The organism is Gordonia aurantiaca, from assembly GCF_039939235.1.
Taxonomy (GTDB): Bacteria; Actinomycetota; Actinomycetes; order Mycobacteriales; family Mycobacteriaceae; genus Gordonia.
The window spans coordinates 117,006-132,649 of the sequence record NZ_JBDUUF010000007.1; the positions used below are offsets into that span (position 1 = coordinate 117,006).

At 68.1% G+C, this 15,644-nt stretch carries 13 protein-coding genes; 7 read left to right on the forward strand and 6 right to left on the reverse strand.

Annotation, left to right across the window (positions count from 1 at the left end; genetic code table 11):
• Nucleotides 1–63 precede the first annotated feature (63 nt).
• Nucleotides 64–1,248 carry a M24 family metallopeptidase gene (locus ABFT43_RS14810; RefSeq protein ID WP_347961111.1) on the reverse strand — a complete coding sequence of 395 codons (1,185 nt, stop codon included), beginning with the start codon at nucleotides 1,246–1,248 and terminating at the stop codon, nucleotides 64–66.
• A gap of 176 nt (nucleotides 1,249–1,424) precedes the next feature.
• Here ABFT43_RS14810 and ABFT43_RS14815 point away from each other — a divergent pair, with 176 nt between their 5' ends.
• From ABFT43_RS14815 to ABFT43_RS14845, 7 genes are all read left to right on the forward strand, one after another.
• Entirely contained in the window at nucleotides 1,425–2,228 is an 804-nt protein-coding gene (locus tag ABFT43_RS14815; protein ID WP_347961112.1) for an IclR family transcriptional regulator, read from the forward strand.
• Between the two features lie 294 nt (nucleotides 2,229–2,522).
• Complete coding sequence (locus ABFT43_RS14820; RefSeq protein WP_347961113.1) at nucleotides 2,523–3,866, forward strand: aromatic ring-hydroxylating oxygenase subunit alpha; 1,344 nt, start codon at nucleotides 2,523–2,525, stop codon at nucleotides 3,864–3,866.
• Nucleotides 3,866–4,525 carry an aromatic-ring-hydroxylating dioxygenase subunit beta gene (locus ABFT43_RS14825; RefSeq protein WP_347961114.1) on the forward strand — a complete coding sequence of 220 codons (660 nt, stop codon included), beginning with the start codon at nucleotides 3,866–3,868 and terminating at the stop codon, nucleotides 4,523–4,525. The genes ABFT43_RS14820 and ABFT43_RS14825 overlap by 1 nt, the downstream gene beginning before the upstream one ends.
• Entirely contained in the window at nucleotides 4,525–4,839 is a 315-nt protein-coding gene (locus ABFT43_RS14830) for a hypothetical protein (protein ID WP_347961115.1), read from the forward strand. The genes ABFT43_RS14825 and ABFT43_RS14830 overlap by 1 nt, the downstream gene beginning before the upstream one ends.
• A 71-nt stretch (nucleotides 4,840–4,910) precedes the next feature.
• Nucleotides 4,911–7,169: a glutamine amidotransferase-related protein gene (locus tag ABFT43_RS14835; protein WP_347961116.1), complete on the forward strand. Its 2,259-nt coding sequence runs from the start codon at nucleotides 4,911–4,913 to the stop codon at nucleotides 7,167–7,169.
• A 50-nt stretch (nucleotides 7,170–7,219) separates the two neighbouring features.
• Entirely contained in the window at nucleotides 7,220–7,540 is a 321-nt protein-coding gene (locus ABFT43_RS14840) for a 2Fe-2S iron-sulfur cluster-binding protein (protein ID WP_347961117.1), read from the forward strand.
• A 14-nt stretch (nucleotides 7,541–7,554) separates the two neighbouring features.
• Nucleotides 7,555–8,796 carry an NAD(P)/FAD-dependent oxidoreductase gene (locus ABFT43_RS14845; protein WP_347961118.1) on the forward strand — a complete coding sequence of 414 codons (1,242 nt, stop codon included), beginning with the start codon at nucleotides 7,555–7,557 and terminating at the stop codon, nucleotides 8,794–8,796.
• A gap of 67 nt (nucleotides 8,797–8,863) precedes the next feature.
• Here the strand turns inward: ABFT43_RS14845 and ABFT43_RS14850 are convergent, their stop codons facing one another.
• The 5 genes from ABFT43_RS14850 to ABFT43_RS14870 all read right to left on the reverse strand — a co-directional run bounded on the left by ABFT43_RS14850 (nucleotide 8,864) and on the right by ABFT43_RS14870 (nucleotide 15,644).
• Nucleotides 8,864–9,511, reverse strand: coding sequence for a 3-oxoacid CoA-transferase subunit B (locus ABFT43_RS14850; protein WP_347961119.1), 648 nt, complete (start codon nucleotides 9,509–9,511; stop codon nucleotides 8,864–8,866).
• Nucleotides 9,508–10,293 carry a CoA transferase subunit A gene (locus ABFT43_RS14855; RefSeq protein ID WP_045538153.1) on the reverse strand — a complete coding sequence of 262 codons (786 nt, stop codon included), beginning with the start codon at nucleotides 10,291–10,293 and terminating at the stop codon, nucleotides 9,508–9,510. The genes ABFT43_RS14850 and ABFT43_RS14855 overlap by 4 nt, the downstream gene beginning before the upstream one ends.
• Before the next feature lie 10 nt (nucleotides 10,294–10,303).
• Nucleotides 10,304–11,101 (reverse strand): hypothetical protein, encoded by a 798-nt coding sequence (locus ABFT43_RS14860; protein WP_064077062.1) that lies wholly within the window; start codon nucleotides 11,099–11,101, stop codon nucleotides 10,304–10,306.
• A 77-nt stretch (nucleotides 11,102–11,178) separates the two neighbouring features.
• The gene (locus ABFT43_RS14865) at nucleotides 11,179–13,479 is read right to left on the reverse strand and encodes a hydantoinase B/oxoprolinase family protein (protein WP_045538155.1); all 2,301 of its coding nucleotides are present in this window, start codon (nucleotides 13,477–13,479) and stop codon (nucleotides 11,179–11,181) included.
• A gap of 35 nt (nucleotides 13,480–13,514) precedes the next feature.
• Nucleotides 13,515–15,644 carry a hydantoinase/oxoprolinase family protein gene (locus ABFT43_RS14870; protein WP_064077064.1) on the reverse strand — a complete coding sequence of 710 codons (2,130 nt, stop codon included), beginning with the start codon at nucleotides 15,642–15,644 and terminating at the stop codon, nucleotides 13,515–13,517.

The following is a 15,644-nucleotide window of genomic DNA, read 5'->3' on the forward strand; positions in this document are numbered from 1 at the left end:
GGAAATCGGTGTTGACCTGCAAAAAGACCCGGCGAGGGGACTCCTCGCCGGGCCTCTTCGCCCCTAGTACTGGTCGACCTCGACCCCACCTCCGGTGACCCGATAGAGGCCGGTGGGGTGTTCGGACAGCTTCCGGCTCCCGGTCGTGTCGACCACGAAGGTGTCCGACATGTACCCGCTGGCGATCTCCGTGCGATCGGAGACCATCGGGTGCAGGGTGATCACCATGCTGTCGGCCAGGGGTTCCTGCAGGCTCTGCTCACCGTCCTCCACGACGTCGAGTCCGATCATCGGCTCCTCGATGACGTCGAGGCCCAGCGAGTGCCCGGACCAGTACGACGACTTGGCCCCCTCGCTCCCGACCGCGGCGAGTACGCGCCGCTGGATGTCTCCGGGGTGGGCGCCTGCACGCAGCACCTCGGCGCCCGCGGTGATGCCCTTGGCGACGGCACGCCCCATGCGCGCGGTGAGCTCGTCGGGGCGGGCGAACGTCACCATGCGCGACAGCTCGGTCCAGTAGCCGCGGGGTCCGATGATCTCGAACGAGAACGTGTGGACGTCGTGGGTGCCCAGGACGCGGTCGCGCGGGGTGTCGAACGTGGAATGTGAGTGGACGTTCTCGAAATCGGTGTGCATCGAGAGGAACAGCGGGTCCTCGCCGCCGTACTCACATGCCACCTTGTACATCTCGGCCGCGACCTCGCGTTCGGTGATGCCGGGCCGCACGATCTCGAGCAGCCGGGAGAAGCACTGGTCGAGGATGAACGCCGATTCCTCGGCGCCGGCGATCTCGTAGGGGCTCTTGACCGCGCGGATGCGTTCGAACTCATCGGAGAAGTCGACGAACGCGACGTGCGGATACGCCTCCTTGAGGGCCAGGTACTCCCCGACCTTCATCACCTGGTCGCGACCCACGATGCCGACCCGGTGGAAGCGGGGACGACGCCGGAAGACATCCACGAGGCCCTCGGCGGTGGTGCCGGGGAAGCGGTAGTCGGTGACCCACCCGGTCGTCGGCTTGCGCGCGCCGATCAGGCTGCCGGAGAGCACCAGGATCGGCTCCGCGTCGCGGAACATGACCGCGTTGCCCGACTTGTGGCAGAGGTTGTAGTCGGCGACGTATCGCAGCGATCCCTTGTGGCCGCGGTAGTCGTTGGCGGCGAAGATCAGCGCGTCGAGCCCGTGGTCGGCCATGGCCTTGTTCAACAGGGCCCAGCGCCGGTCCCGCTCGGACAACGATTGAGACATCTGCACACCTCTCATCTGGGAGATTGCCGATCGCGGCGCGAGGCACGGCGCCGACCGATCGCGGAGAACTCGGACGGGTATCCGGCGGCATCGGAGTCCGTCGGATACGTCACGATGTGCGCTGAACGTATTGCCGTACCGCCACGTTCACAACGGATGAGCGCTATTTTTTCGTTGTGGCGAATTCCGACACCAACCCCCGGAGCGTCACCGAGCAGGCGGGCGATCCGCCGATCGACTCGGTGCATCGCGCGCTCGTCCTGCTGAAGGCGCTGCGCGACGACCGGACACTGGGGGTCAAGGATGCCGCGGAGATGCTCGGCGTCGCACCGTCGACGGCGCACCGACTGCTCAACGCCCTCTGCTACGACGGTTTCGCCGTGCAGGGCCGCGAGCGGCGCTACCGCCTGGGACCCGAGTTCCGGCCCGACGAGACCCGGCCGCTGAGCATCTCCGACCTCCGCGCCGCGGTGCGCCCCGCGATCGAAGACCTGAGCGCGCAGATCGGAGAGACCGTACACGTGTGGATTCGCCAGGGGCCGTTGCTGTATTGGGTCGACGGGGTCGAGGGCACCGCGCCCGCTCACGTCAAGCCCTCCGGGTGGGATCGCGTGCCCGCCTACGCCTCTGCGGCGGGCAAGGCCTTGCTGTCGGAGCTGACCAACAAGCAACTCGAGGACGTCTTCGCAGCGGGCCTGCCGCCGGCCCGGTCGTCGCGCATCCACGACCTGCGCTCGCTGAAGCGGCATCTCACGGCGGTGCGCAGTCGTGGTTACGCGATCAGCATCGAGGAGTCGGCTCAGGGCGTCGACGGTGTCGCGGTGTGCGCCAAGGACTCGCTGGGACGGCCGGTGTTCGCCATCTCGTTGGCCATCCCGAGCTCGCGCTTCGATCGTGCGGCACTGCCGACCTACGTCGACTCGCTGCGCGTCGCCGTGGAGCGCACCGAGGAGGCACTCGGCCGTTCCGCAGGCCGCTGACCGGCCCGGACGCGACGGAATTCGCCACAGCAGAATCCCGTTCCGTCCGGTGGCCCATCTCTCGCGGGCCGTCTTAACGTGTCCCCATCGCACCGGCTCACCGAGCCGTACAGCCGCATCGAAAGTCAAGCGGCAGTGAACAACTGACGGGCGTCGTGCTCGGTGCTCCAGAAGATCACGCGATGCGCCGCGAGGACACCTCCCCCTCGTCGCGCGCACGTCGCACGGTGCGGTGCGACCCGGCGGCGTGAAACGCCGGGCTTCTCGTCCATACAGCCTGCGAGGAATGAATCGATGACACTTCACGACAACCCGACCCGGGAGTGGGCGCCGACCGCCTCCGATGCCGCGTCGCCGAACGGCGACCGCTGGTCGGGCCTGATCCAGCACGACCGTGTGCATCGCACCCTCTACACCGATCCGGCGATCTTCGACGAGGAGATGACCAAGGTCTTCGGCGGCGAGTCGTGGGTTTACCTCGCGCACGAATCCCAACTGCCCGAGCCGAACTCGTTCATCACCGCCAGGATGGGCCTGCGCCCGGTGATCGTGACGCGCGACCGCAAGGGCGCGCTGCACATGATCTTCAACCGCTGCACCCACCGCGCGGCGACGATCTGCCGCGAGGAATCGGGTACCGCGAAGAGCTTCCAGTGCCCTTACCACGGGTGGACATTCCGCAACACGGGCGAGCTCGTCGGCGCACCGTGGCCCGGTGCGTACGGCGACGACTTCGACAAGAGCCGCTTCGGTCTGACCGTGGCCGCGAAGGTCGCGAGCTACCGCGGCTTCATCTTCGGCACGATGAACCCCGACGCGCCGGAGCTCGAGGACTTCCTCGGCCACGCACGCCCGTGGCTCGACTACTGGATCGACCGCTCCCCCACCGGGGAGGTCCTCGTTCGGTCGGCCTCGTACCGGATGGGTTTCCGCGGTAACTGGAAGCTCGCCTACGACAACGCCGGCGACGGCTACCACCCCGCCTTCTCACATCGCTCGTTGCTCGAGATGGCCTCGCGCATGGGCGATTCGAAGGACATGGCATACTTCGGCAAGACCCCCGACGACGGCCCGATGCGGGTCTACTCGCTCGGCAACGGCCACAGTGTCATCGACCAGCGGCCCAACTACGACGGCCCCGGCAGCTTCTGGGCCAACCAGCGCCCACAACCCGGCCGGGAGCGGTTCGAGGAGCACATCCGCGCCACCTACGGCGAGGACGCCGACCGGCTGCTCGACCTGACGATCGGTTCGCAGATCAACCTGAGCATCTTCCCCAACCTGCTGGTCATCGGCAACCAGATCCAGGTCGTCGAGCCCCTCGCGGTGGACCGCACCCAGCTGGTCTGGCATGCCACCTCGATCGGCGGCGTCCCCGACGAGGTCAACACCATGAGGATGCGGACCCAGGAGGACTTCCCCGCCTTCGGCGAGCCCGACGACCAGGCCAATTTCGAAGAGGCACAGCGGGGTCTGGCCGCGGCCGAATCGGAATGGGTCTACATGAACCGCGGCCTGGACATCGGCGGCTGGCAGTCCATCGACGAGAACGGGGTGGTCGTCGCCCCGGTGACCGACGAGATCCACATGCGGGGTTACTACGACGAGTGGCGCAAGCGGATGCGAGGAGACAACTGATGAAGATCGAACAGATTCCCGAGGCCTACGCCGACACGTCGTCGTTCTCGTACCACGTCGACGACGACTGGTACGCCGAGCTCGACCACTTCCGCTCACTGTTCGCCGAGGACTGGCCCGCCGCCCCGATCACCGACGTCCACGCGGCACACTCGTTCCTGACCCGTGAGGCACGTTTGATCGACGACGGCCGGTTCAACGACTGGCTCGAGCTGTTCGCCGGTGACGGTCTGTACTGGATTCCGGTCACCGCGGGCGGCGGCGATCCCCGCCGCGAGGTCAGCCACGCCTTCGACGACCATCGTCGACTGACCGACCGCGTGTACTGGCTGCGCACCGGACTCGCCTACAGTCAGCTCCCGCCGTCCCGGACCCGTCGGCTGATCGGCAACGTCGAGACCTTCGAAGACCTCGACGGCACGCGACTCATCCGGTCCAACTTCGTGATCCACGAGTTCCGCGCCGGCATCGCCAAGACCTACGTCGGCTGGTACGGCCACGTCGTCCGTGACCTCGGCAGCGGTGTCGGCGCCGACCGCGACACCGCCGACCGTGACACCGCCGACGGGAACGGCTCCGGAGGGTGGCGGATTCGGATGAAGATGGTCAACCTCATCGATTCCGATCAGTACCACGAGAACCTGACCCTGGTGTTCTGATGACGAGGCCGTCCACCGAGGTCACCCCCGAGTCGCAGATCGCGGAGCTCACCGCAGAGATCGCCGCCCTGCGCCGGCAGGTGAATCTGCTCGAGACGAGGCTGCGGCGCGTCGACCGCGACCTGGCGTCGACCCGGCCGGTCGTGGCAGCGGTTCGGGCACTGACGATCTGGGATCACATTCCCTACGGCGTCAGCCCGGGCGACGACTGGGTCGCCGTCGACCGCACCCGCATCACCGAACTCCTGACGGCCCTCGCCGGCGTCGACCACTGGGCGCCGTGGCAGACGCCCCTCGAGCCACGCCCCCAGTGACCGCCTCCCGGCAACCGCACCTCCCGGTCCCCAGTGGACCACCCCTGTCGAGCCCGACCCGAGGAGAGACCGTGGCCCCCGCGATCCCCGTGATCTGTCACGTCGACGACCCGTCGTACGGCACCCTCGCACGCTGCGCCGCACGTGCGGGACGGACCCTCGAGGTCTACCGCGTCTTCGCAGGTGAGGCCCTGCCGCACGTCGAGGACATCGACGCGCTGATCGTGCTCGGCGGCCCGCAGAGCGCCTACGACGTGGAGGCCCATCCCTATCTCGCGACGGAGGCCGACCACCTGCGGGCCGCCCATGAGCGCGGGGTCCCGATCCTCGCCCTCTGCCTGGGCTCGCACCTGCTGGCCCAGGCGCTGGGCGGGCGGTGCATCGCCGGCGACAACGGGCTCGAGTGCGGGTTCATCGACGTCCACGCGACCGAGAACGCCACCGATCTGCCGCTCGGCGGCCGGTTCTTCTCGTTCCACACCGACACCGTCGTGTTGCCCCCGGAGGCAACCGAACTCGCCTTCTCCAACCGATACGTGCAGAGCTGGCGCGTCGACTCGTCGCTGGCCATCCAGTTCCATCCGGAGCTGGACGCCGCCGGCATCGACGCCCTGCTGGCCATCGAAGACCGCAAACTCACCGACCACGGCATCGACGTCGCTGCCCTGCGACGGTCCGTCGACGACGAACTGGCGGAACCGAATCCGGGTCGAGTCCTGCTCGACGCCTGGTTCGCCACGCTGCCCGCAGCCGACGGCGCCGTCACCGTCCCGCCCGTCGAGAGGCCGCCGGCCGCCTCGACCTCCACCCCGTCCGGCCCCACATCCCGAGGAGATGCCATGTCCAGTGCGAAGTTCGTCGAGAAGTACGACCTCTACGGTCCCGAGGACCACCGCGCCGCCGAGCGCGCACTCGAGACCATCGGCCGCGAGGGGATCGAGATCGTCCGTGTGGCCTGGCCCGACCAGCACGGCCTCCTCCGCGGTAAGGCGCTGACCGTGCCGGCGTTCACGTCGGCCCTGGCCGCGGGCAACGAGATCACCATGGCGCCGTTCTTCTTCGACACCGCCAATGCGATCGTGCTCAACCCCTTCACCCCCGACGGCGGTTTCACGATCGAGGGCCTGGGCGGCAGCCCGAACATCAAGATGATCCCGGACCCGTCGACCTTCACCGTCCTGCCGTGGGCGGAGAAGACCGCACTGGTGTTCTGCGACCTGTACATGAACGACGGTCGTCCGTTCCCGCTGGCGCCGCGCACCATCCTCAAGGAGACCCTGAAGGCGATGGAGGACAACGGCTGCCAGCTGGTGGCCGGCATCGAGATGGAGTGGTACCTGACCCGCGTCGTCGACAGCGGCCTCGGAACCTCCTCGCTGGGCGCGCCGGGCTCCCCCGCCGATCCGCCGACCGTGGCCCCGGTATCGCGCGGCTACAACTACCTGCTGGTCGATCACCTCGACGAGGTCGACGACATCCTCCGCCCGATCCGCAACGCGCTCGACGCCATGGGGCTGCCCATCCGGTCCTTCGACGACGAGTGGGCGCCGAGCCAGATGGAGACCACCTTCGACATCCTGCCCGGCCTCGCCGCCGCCGACTCGGCGGCGCTGTTCCGCACCACGGCCAAGCAGATCGCCAAGCGCAACGGCCATCTCGCATCGTTCATGTGCACACCTGCGATCGAGGGCTTCTACGCCAACGGCTGGCACCTGCACACCTCGATCGCGGACGTGAACTCGGGTGAGAACCTCATGACCCCGACCGGCGATGCTCCGCTGTCCGACATCGGCCTGCACTACATCGGCGGCACCCTCGAGCACGGCGCGGCCGCCTCGGTGTTCACCACCCCGACGGTCAACGGATACCGCCGTCGTCGCCCGTACTCGCTCGCGCCCGACCGTCTCGCGTGGGGCCAGGACAATCGCGCCGCGATGATGCGCGTCATCAGCGCCCCCAATGATCCGGCCTCGCATGTCGAGAACCGGGTCGGCGACTCGGCGGCCAACCCGTACCTGTACATCGCCGCACAGGCCGCCGCGGGACTCGACGGCATCCTCAATCAGACCGATCCCGGTGCGCCGAGCGAGGATCCGTACAGCGCTGAGGTGCCGCAGCTGCCCGCCACGCTGCGCGAGGCGATCGACGAGCTCGAGCAGGATGCCTTCTACCGCAAGACCTTCGGTGACGGCTTCATCGACTACATGGTCACCATGAAGCGCAGCGAGGTCACCCGGTACGAGGCCTGGCTCGCGGAGAACCCCGACGAATCGACCTACGTCAACGGCGTGACCGACTGGGAACACCGCGAGTACTTCGAGATCTTCTGACCCTGTTGTGAGCGCCGGTCGGCGGACCGGCACATCGAGGAGGAGGCGACATGCCCACCATCACGTTCATCAGCCCGGACGGCACCAAACACGAGGTCGAGGCGAAGGTCGGGGCGTCGGCGATGGAGACCGCGGTCAAGCTCGGCGTGCCCGGCATCGTCGGGGAATGCGGTGGTGGTCTGTCGTGCGCCACCTGTCACGTCTTCGTCGAACCCGACCAGATCGAACTGACTGGTCGCGCAGACGATTTCGAAGAGGAGATGCTCGAGGACGCGGTCACCCCGGCCACCGAGTGCAGCCGCCTGTCCTGCCAGATCCGGATGACCGACGAACTCGACGGCCTCATCCTGACCATCGCCCCCGAGCAGTGACCGGGACGAGGGCCATGGGTGAGACGCTGCTCATCGTCGGGGCCGGCGAGGCCGGCCTGAACATCGCGATCGGTGCGCGGGAGGCCGGGCACACCGGACCGGTGATCCTCGTCGGCGGCGAATCGCTCGGACCGTATCAGCGCCCGCCGCTGTCGAAGGAGTACCTCGCGGCCGACGGCGATGACCTCGATCCCGTCGAACTGGAACTGAGGGCAGCAGAGTTCTACGCGGACCACGACATCGCCCTGCGCCCGGGACGGCGGGTGCACAAGGTCGACCTGGCCGAGACCGGCGGTACGGCGGTTCTGGACGACGGCACCGAGATCGGCTTCGCGAGGCTCGCCCTGGCGACCGGGTCGGTGCCGCGGGCGCTGCCGGCTCCCGGCGCCGACCTACCCGGGGTGTTGTCGCTGCGCACGATCGACGACGCTGCGGCGATCCGAGCAGAACTCGACCGGGCCGGTCACGTGGTGGTGATCGGCGGCGGATTCGTCGGCCTCGAGGTCGCCACCGCCGCGGCGAAACGGGGAGCGGCGGTCACCGTCGTCGAGGCGGCCGACCGCATCCTCGCCCGCGTCGTCGCCGCTCCGCTGTCGGACTTCGTGACCGAACGTCATGAGGCCCAGGGCATCCGGTTCCGGCTCGGCACGACGGTGGCGGGTTTGCGCGCGAACGATGCCGGGCGAGTCGGCGCCGCGGTTCTCGCCGACGGCACCGAGCTCCCCGCGGATCTGGTCGTCGTCGGCATCGGCGCCGTCCCCACCGTGGATCTCGCCCGCGATCTCGGCCTCCGATGCGAGGGCGGCATCGTGACCGACGAGCACGGCCGCACCGATCATCCCGCGGTCGTCGCGGCCGGTGACTGCACCGTGCAACCCCATCCGCACCTGGCGGGCCGGCTGCTCGGACTTGAGTCGGTGAACAACGCGGCCGAACAGGGCCGGGCGGCCGGCCGGATCGCGGCCGGAACCGACCCGGGGCCCCGTGGCGTGCCGTGGTTCTGGTCGAACCAGGGCGACCTGCGGATTCAGATCGTCGGGGTCTCCGACGGGCACGACGACCTCGTGGTGCGCCGCAGCGAGGACCGGATCACCGTTCTCTACTACCGCGACGGTGTGCTCATCGCCGCCGACACCGTCGACAACCCGCGCGACCACAACGCTGCAAAACGCGCTCTCGCGAACGGCCAGACCATCGACCGCGAGGCCGCGGCCGACATCGAGGTACCCCTGAAGTCCCTCGTGCGACCCGTATGAGCTCCCGTCCCTGCCGCAGCAGGCCGCTGTGGCAGGGACGGGTTCGCACGAGACTGAGATGGCGGCACTACCCCGCCACCGGGACGGACACCCGCAGCGGCGCACCCGTGGCGGAAACCACCTCCCCGGCGGATACGTCGGGAGCCAACTCCGCCAGCTGCAGGCCGTCGTCGGTCACGTCGATCACCGCCAGGTCGGTGATGATGCGATCCACCACGCCGGCACCGGTCAGGGGCAGGGTGTTCTCCACCAGGATCTTCGGGGAACCGTCCTTGGCACAGTGCTCCATCACGACGATCACCCGACGCGCGCCGTGCACCAGATCCATCGCACCACCCATGCCCTTGACCAGCTTTCCGGGCACCACCCAGTTGCTCAGGTCGCCGCGCTCGCTGACCTGCATGCCGCCCAGGATCGCGACGTCGACCTTGCCGGAGCGGATCATCCCGAAGCTCGTCGCCGAGTCGAAGAAGCTGGCGCCCGGGATCACCGTCACCGTCTCCTTGCCGGCGTTGATCAGGTCCGGGTCCTCGTCGCCGGCGAACGGGTATGGGCCGAGGCCGAGGATGCCGTTCTCGGACTGCATGACGATCTCCACCCCGGGCGCCACATGCCCCGGGACCAGGGTCGGCAGGCCGATGCCGAGGTTCACGTAGTCGCCGTCGGAGAGTTCGGCCGCGGCGCGCGCGGCCATCTGATCGCGGGTCCAGCTCATGCGGAGACCTCCTCCAGCTCGCGGACCGTGCGACGCTCGATGCCCTTGTCGGCCGCCTGGGCCACGGTCAACGGCAGCACGGCGTCGACGTAGATGCCCGGGAGATGGATCTCGTCCGGGTCGAGGTCACCGGGATCGAGGATGTTCTCGACCTCGGCGACGGTGTACTTCGCCGCCATCGCACAGAGTGGGTTGAAGTTGCGCGATGCCTTGCGGAACACCAGGTTTCCGTGGCGATCGCCCTTCCAGGCCCGCACGAGCGCGACGTCCGGGCGCAGCGCCTCCTCGAGCACGAACGTCCGCGGCGCTCCGTCCCAGACGAACTCCGCCTGTGGTTTCGGGGCCGACGCCACCGCCACCGCGCCGTCGGCGTCGTGCCGCAGCGGCAGGCCGCCGTCGGCCACCTGGGTCCCGACGCCGGTCTGGGTGTAGAAGGCGGCGATGCCCGCCCCGCCGGCACGCAGCCGTTCGGCGAGGGTTCCCTGCGGCGTCAGCTCGATCTCGACCTCGCCGGTGAGGTACTGGCGTTCGAGCTCCTTGTTCTCCCCCACGTACGAGGCGATCAGCCTGCGGATCTGTCGGTTCTCCAGCAGCAGCGAGTTGCCGATGCCCGGGATCCCGCAGTTGTTCGAGACCACGGTGAGGTCGCGAACGCCGGTGCGTGACAACGCCTCCAGCAACACGGCGGGGATGCCGCAGATACCGAAGCCACCGGAGGCCACCATCATCGAGTCCGATACCGCCGACACCGCGGCGTCGGCGGAGGGTGCGGTCTTGTCCATGTGTCCCCCTTCAGGCGAGTCGCGCCAGCTTCTCGAGCACCCGCTCGGGCTGTGCGGAGGCCGGGATGCCGGTGAGCAGCGCGTCACCGGCGGGGATCTCGTCGTCGTCGGACCAGAACCCCTCCGGCAGAAGCGAGATCGTGGTGCCGTCGCTCGTCTCCACCTGGTCGTCGGTGCGCAGGGCGACCACCCAGTCCAGGTGCGAGGCGATGTTGGTGATCGCGCTGTAGTCCGACACCGACTCGGGCTGGGCGATGGGATCGCCGACGCGGGCCCGGGCGTCGAGGAGGACCAGCGCCACCGGGAGTTCCGAGAGTTTGCCGAGCCATTCGGCGATGTAGGTCGACGCCATGTCGGCGCGATCCGGGTCGATCTCGTCCAGCCCGGTACCGGCGACGCCGTGCGCACGACCGAGCCAGCGCGCCGGCGACGGGAGCGAGAGGACCAGCGGACGACGGGCCGCGTCGGCCAGCGTCTTGGCGGTGCGTTGCACACCCGCGACGCCGTCCTCGTCGGCCAGCAGGGTACGGAGCGCATACCCCGTGCGGGAGCGCGCGCCCATCGCGGCGACCAGTTCCGGATCGGCCACGAGGTGCGCGCCCTGGACCGCGCCGACGTCGAGCCAGGTGGCGTCGGGATCGAGTAGGGCATGCACCTGGCCCTGGTGCCCGGTGAGTGCGGCCAGGTCGGCCCACGGGATCGGCTGACCCTGGCGGATGACCGCGGTGGCGTAATCGGTGTGATCGATCAGGACCGGACGGGTGCGCCCACTGGCCGGCGAGGCGATCAGAGACTTCAGCGATGACATTGGTTTCTCCAGAATCGGTGTCGACCGGAAGGCCGGGTGCACCCGCGCGGGGTCACGGGTGCACCCGGCCGACCGGATCAGGCCAGTCGTCGGACGTTCTCGCCGTACTTCGACTCGAGCTCGGCGATCCGGGCCTCCAACTGTCCGATCTTGACCTCACGGCGGTCCGGGATCATGATCGGCGGCAGCTCGGCCAGCGGGGCGACCACGCGCTCGGGGCCGTCGATGGTGAAGACCGTGGCGGTCAGCTCCTCGACGTCTCCCCACGAGCCGTAGTAGTGGACGTCGGCCGGCGGCTCGTCCTGGACGAACTCCTTGCAGAACTCGTCGAAGGGCTTGCCGCGCTCCAGGCGCGCCTTGCGGGCGGCATCGCGCTTGGCGTTCGTCGCCTCGACGTCCAGGCGGAAGTTCACCGGGTCGTAGACCACGCCGAAGATGTCCTCGGCCACCTTCTGGGTGATGCGGCCCAGTTCGGCGTCGTGGACCACCGATTCGGGCAGACGCTCCAGCGGATCGCCGTAGCCGCCGCCGGCGCCCTGGCTGATCATGTACAGCTCGCCGTCCTTGGCCAGGTCGAACTGCAGGCCCATGTGGTAGGTCGAGTAGCGACCGTCCTCGAAGGGCTGCTCGTTCATGACCTTCTCGATCGACAGGTCGAACTTCTTCGGGTCCTTGCGGATGTGCTCGTAGACGTTCGTGCCCTTGACCATGCACAGCGGGTATGTGCCGCAACCGTATCCGCCGTACATGCCGTAGATCGAGGAGAACTTGGCGCCGGAGGTGACCGTCATGAAGCCCCACTGCGGGGTGCCCTCGGCGGCGACGATCATCTCGTAGCCCATGCCGCCGGTGAACTTGCCGAAGCCCATGTTGTCACGCACCAGCCGCTTGGAGACCAGCTGCATGAACGGGACCTCTTCCTCCATGACCTCCTGCTCGGCGGTGTCGGCCATCGCGCAGAACAGCGGCGAGACCGCGTCCTCACCGTCGCGGAAAGGCTTTGCGCCGCCGGGCATGCCGTTCAGGTCGGCACACAGGTTGCCCACCATGTCGCCGTGCTGGGTGATGCCGCCCCACAGGAAGGTGTTGATCTGGTTGAACCAGTTGGCCACCACGTTGGAGTACTTGTTCGGCGTCGAGAAGCTCATCCGGCTGTAGAGCGCCTGGAAGGCCGAGAACCCGCGGAACGACGCCTGCAACGACTGGCCCATCGGGGCGTCGTACGACGCGTCGGCCCAGGTCCCCTCGTCGGAGATGATCTCGATGCAGCTCATCGCCGAGGTGCAGCGCGGCAGGTCCGGCCACCAGAACGCCAGGATCGCCTGCATGAACATCGATTTCACCGAACACAGCGGGGAGTTGATGGCCCGGTTGAGGATCTCCGGCCCGGTCCCGCGCAGGTCCACGATCATCTTGTCGCCCTTGATCGTGATCTTGCAGGCGAACTTGATGAGGATGTTCTCCTTCAGCGTCGAGTCCATGAACTGGTCGAAGCGGTAGGTGCCGTCGGGCAATTCGCTGATCCGCCGGCGCACCTCGGCGTCGACGTCCTCGACCGTGACGCGCAGGGCCGCGACGAAGGTGTCGACACCGACCTCGTCGATCACCTTGTCGATGCGCTCCATGATCTTGCGGACCGCGGTGATCTTGACCTTCAGGTCGGCCAGCTGCAGCTTGGGGTCGCGCACCGAGTGCTGCAGGAAGGTCAGCAGGTCCCGGCGCAGCTCGCCGCGCTCGACGATCTTGAACGGGCTCATCCGCAGGCCGTCGTCGAACGGGGTCTCCGAACCGGACGGCATGCCGCCGGGCTCGCAGGCGCCGTTCTCACCCTCGTGGATGGTGGCGGCCACCCAGGCGATGATCTCGCCGTCGCGGATGATCGGCATGATCATCGACTGATCGGTGTTGTGCACGTTCCCGAAACGGGCGTCGTTGTGGATGAAGCCGTCACCCTCGTGAACGCCCACCGTGGGCTCGTCCTTCCAGTACTTCATGATGTACCGGATCGGGTGGTGCAGGATCGCGCTGAACGCGATCACGCCGTGGCACGACAGGTAGGAGACGTCACCGCTCGCGGTGTAGATCGCGGTGGTGAGGTCGCCCCACTTCGCGCCGGGTGCGGCGCCCTGGGCCTCGCACATCTCGTAACCCTCGTCGAGGGCGCCGGCGATGCGCTTGCGGATGCGCTCGACCTCGAGGCGGTCGACGCCGACGGCGATGGCCACCTCTTCGTGGTCGGTGCGGGGCGCGATCGCATGGCTGCGCATGATCTCCGGGTCGGGCCCGAGGAACAGCGTGGTCTCGTCCATGAACTTGTCGACCCACTCCTGTTCCTGCGGGGTCAGGACGCGGCTGTCATGGTCGTGAACTGCGGTCATGATGAACTCTTCTCTCGCTTGGAATGGTTTGTGGCTCAGTCCTGCAGGAACCAGACGGCACCCTGGCGGGTGGGCTCGAGGCGCCACTCCGGTTCGACGAGGAACGTGGTGTTCTCGGTGGTGACGATCGCCGGGCCGTGGATGACGTGCTCGTGGGTGAGTGCGCCCTGGTCGTAGACCGGGGTGTCGAGCGCCTTGTCGTGGCCGATGAAGTGGACGTTGCGCCGGGCCACCGGGGTCGGCTCCGTGCGGTCGCCGCCGGCGTCGAGGGAGTCGAAGTTGACCACGTCGCCGTCGACGTAGGACGCCACCCGGATGGTGTTGCACCGGATTCCGGCCTCCGGTGCGGCCGAGGACGCGCCGAAGCGGTGGCTGTAGACGTCGCCGAAGGTCTTGATGATCTCCAGCACGTCACCGACGCCGTTGATGCGGCTGATGCCGTCGAGCGCCACCGCCTGGGTGAGCAGCTGATTGCCGTAACGCATGTCCACCTCGAGGCGGTACTTCACCTCATCGCCGTCGAATCCCTGGCGCACCAGGTCTTCTCGGCCGCGGGCCTCCAGCTCCTCGACCACCGCGTTGAACTCGTCGTACTTGTCGTACAGCGTCCGGGTGGTGGCGTTGTAGAAGGTGACGTGGACGCCGCGCTCGTGGAAGTGCAGCTGCTTCATGTTGCCGGCGCCGCAGGCGGAGAACACCGAGGAGAACGGCGGGGCCAGGACCCGGCGGATGCCGGCGTGGCGGGCGATGCCGCAGGCGTGCAGCGGGCCGTTGCCGCCGTAGGCGAGCATGGTGAAGTCCTCGGGGAGGTAGCCGCGCACGCGCAGCTCCTTCCCGATCCCGATCGCCATCTGCTCGTCGACGCTGTCCTTGATCACCCGGGCGATGTCGATGACGTCCATGTCCAGCGGATCGCACAGGGTGTCCTCGATCGCCTGGACCGAACGCTTGGGGTTGAGCTTGATGTACCCGTTGGCGTAGTTCTCGGGGTCGAGGTAGCCGAGCAGCAGGTCGGCGTCGGTGACGGTCGGCCGCAGGCCGCCCCGGTCGTAGCACGCCGGCCCCGGGTTCGAGCCCGCCGACTCCGGCCCGATCTTGATCGAGTTGTGGATGCGGTCGTAGCTGGCGATCGACCCGCCGCCGGCACCGAGGGTGTCGAGGTGGACCATCGGCACGCTGACCAGCCACCGATCGATGGTCGGCAGGAAGTCGTAGTGCTTGACGCCGCCCTCCGGCACCAGGCCGATGTCGAAGGAGGTGCCGCCCATGTCGGTGGAGATGACGTGGCCGAGCCCGGTCTCGGCGGAAAGGTGCTCGGCCGCACCGACACCCGCGATCGGACCGGAGTGGATGGTCTGCAGCGCGTCGGTGGAGTTCATCTGCGCCATGCCGCCCGAGTTGTGGATGACCAGCATCGGCTTGTCGTATCCGGAGTCGCGCAGGTTGTTCGACAGCTGCGAGAGCGCGTGGAACATGATCTCGTGCAGGAAGCCGTCGATGATGGTCGACGTGGACCGCACGTACTCGCCCTTGCGGCCGGACACCTGATGGCCCAGCAGAACCGGGATGGCGCCGAGCTCGTGCGGCGGGAACTCGTCGAGGATGATCTCCTGGATCGCCAACTCGTGCACCGGATTCTCGGTGGCGTTGACCAGCGAGACGACGATGGCCTCGGCACCCTCGTTGACCAGTTCGCGCACCGTCTTGCGCACGTCCTCCGGGTCGAGCGGCGCGACGATCTTGCCGGCGGAGTTGATGCGCTCCTTGACCGAGCGGATCAGCTGACGGGGCACGATCGGGTCGGGACGCTCGGCGGCCGGCAGGTTCTGCTGCATGGTGTAGTCGAGGCCCTCGCCGTAGCCGCGACCTCGAGACAGCGGGATGGTGTCCTCGAAGCCGTGGGTGACGATGGCCGCCACCTTCGGTCCCTTGCGCTCGATCAGTGCGTTGGTTCCGAGAGTCGTTGCGTAGCGGACGGAGTCGACCTCGCTGAGCACGGTGTCGCGGTCGAGGCCGGCCCGCTTGCAGGCCAGGTCGAGGGCCTCGTTGAAGCCGAGGGCCAGGTTGTGGTGGGTCGTCAGGGCCTTGGCGTCGACGTAGATGTCGTCCCAGACGAAGAAACAATCGGTGAAGGTACCGCCAATGTCGACGGATATGCGCTTCAT

Coding starts and splice junctions, on each gene's coding strand:
- ABFT43_RS14810 (WP_347961111.1), bottom strand. CDS start 1,248: ATGTCTCAATCGTTGTCCGAGCGGGACCGGCGCTGGGCCCTGTTGAAC.
- ABFT43_RS14820 (WP_347961113.1), top strand. CDS start 2,523: ATGACACTTCACGACAACCCGACCCGGGAGTGGGCGCCGACCGCCTCC.
- ABFT43_RS14825 (WP_347961114.1), top strand. CDS start 3,866: ATGAAGATCGAACAGATTCCCGAGGCCTACGCCGACACGTCGTCGTTC.
- ABFT43_RS14830 (WP_347961115.1), top strand. CDS start 4,525: ATGACGAGGCCGTCCACCGAGGTCACCCCCGAGTCGCAGATCGCGGAG.
- ABFT43_RS14840 (WP_347961117.1), top strand. CDS start 7,220: ATGCCCACCATCACGTTCATCAGCCCGGACGGCACCAAACACGAGGTC.
- ABFT43_RS14845 (WP_347961118.1), top strand. CDS start 7,555: ATGGGTGAGACGCTGCTCATCGTCGGGGCCGGCGAGGCCGGCCTGAAC.
- ABFT43_RS14850 (WP_347961119.1), bottom strand. CDS start 9,511: ATGAGCTGGACCCGCGATCAGATGGCCGCGCGCGCCGCGGCCGAACTC.
- ABFT43_RS14855 (WP_045538153.1), bottom strand. CDS start 10,293: ATGGACAAGACCGCACCCTCCGCCGACGCCGCGGTGTCGGCGGTATCG.
- ABFT43_RS14860 (WP_064077062.1), bottom strand. CDS start 11,101: ATGTCATCGCTGAAGTCTCTGATCGCCTCGCCGGCCAGTGGGCGCACC.
- ABFT43_RS14865 (WP_045538155.1), bottom strand. CDS start 13,479: ATGACCGCAGTTCACGACCATGACAGCCGCGTCCTGACCCCGCAGGAA.
- ABFT43_RS14870 (WP_064077064.1), bottom strand. CDS start 15,644: ATGAAGCGCATATCCGTCGACATTGGCGGTACCTTCACCGATTGTTTC.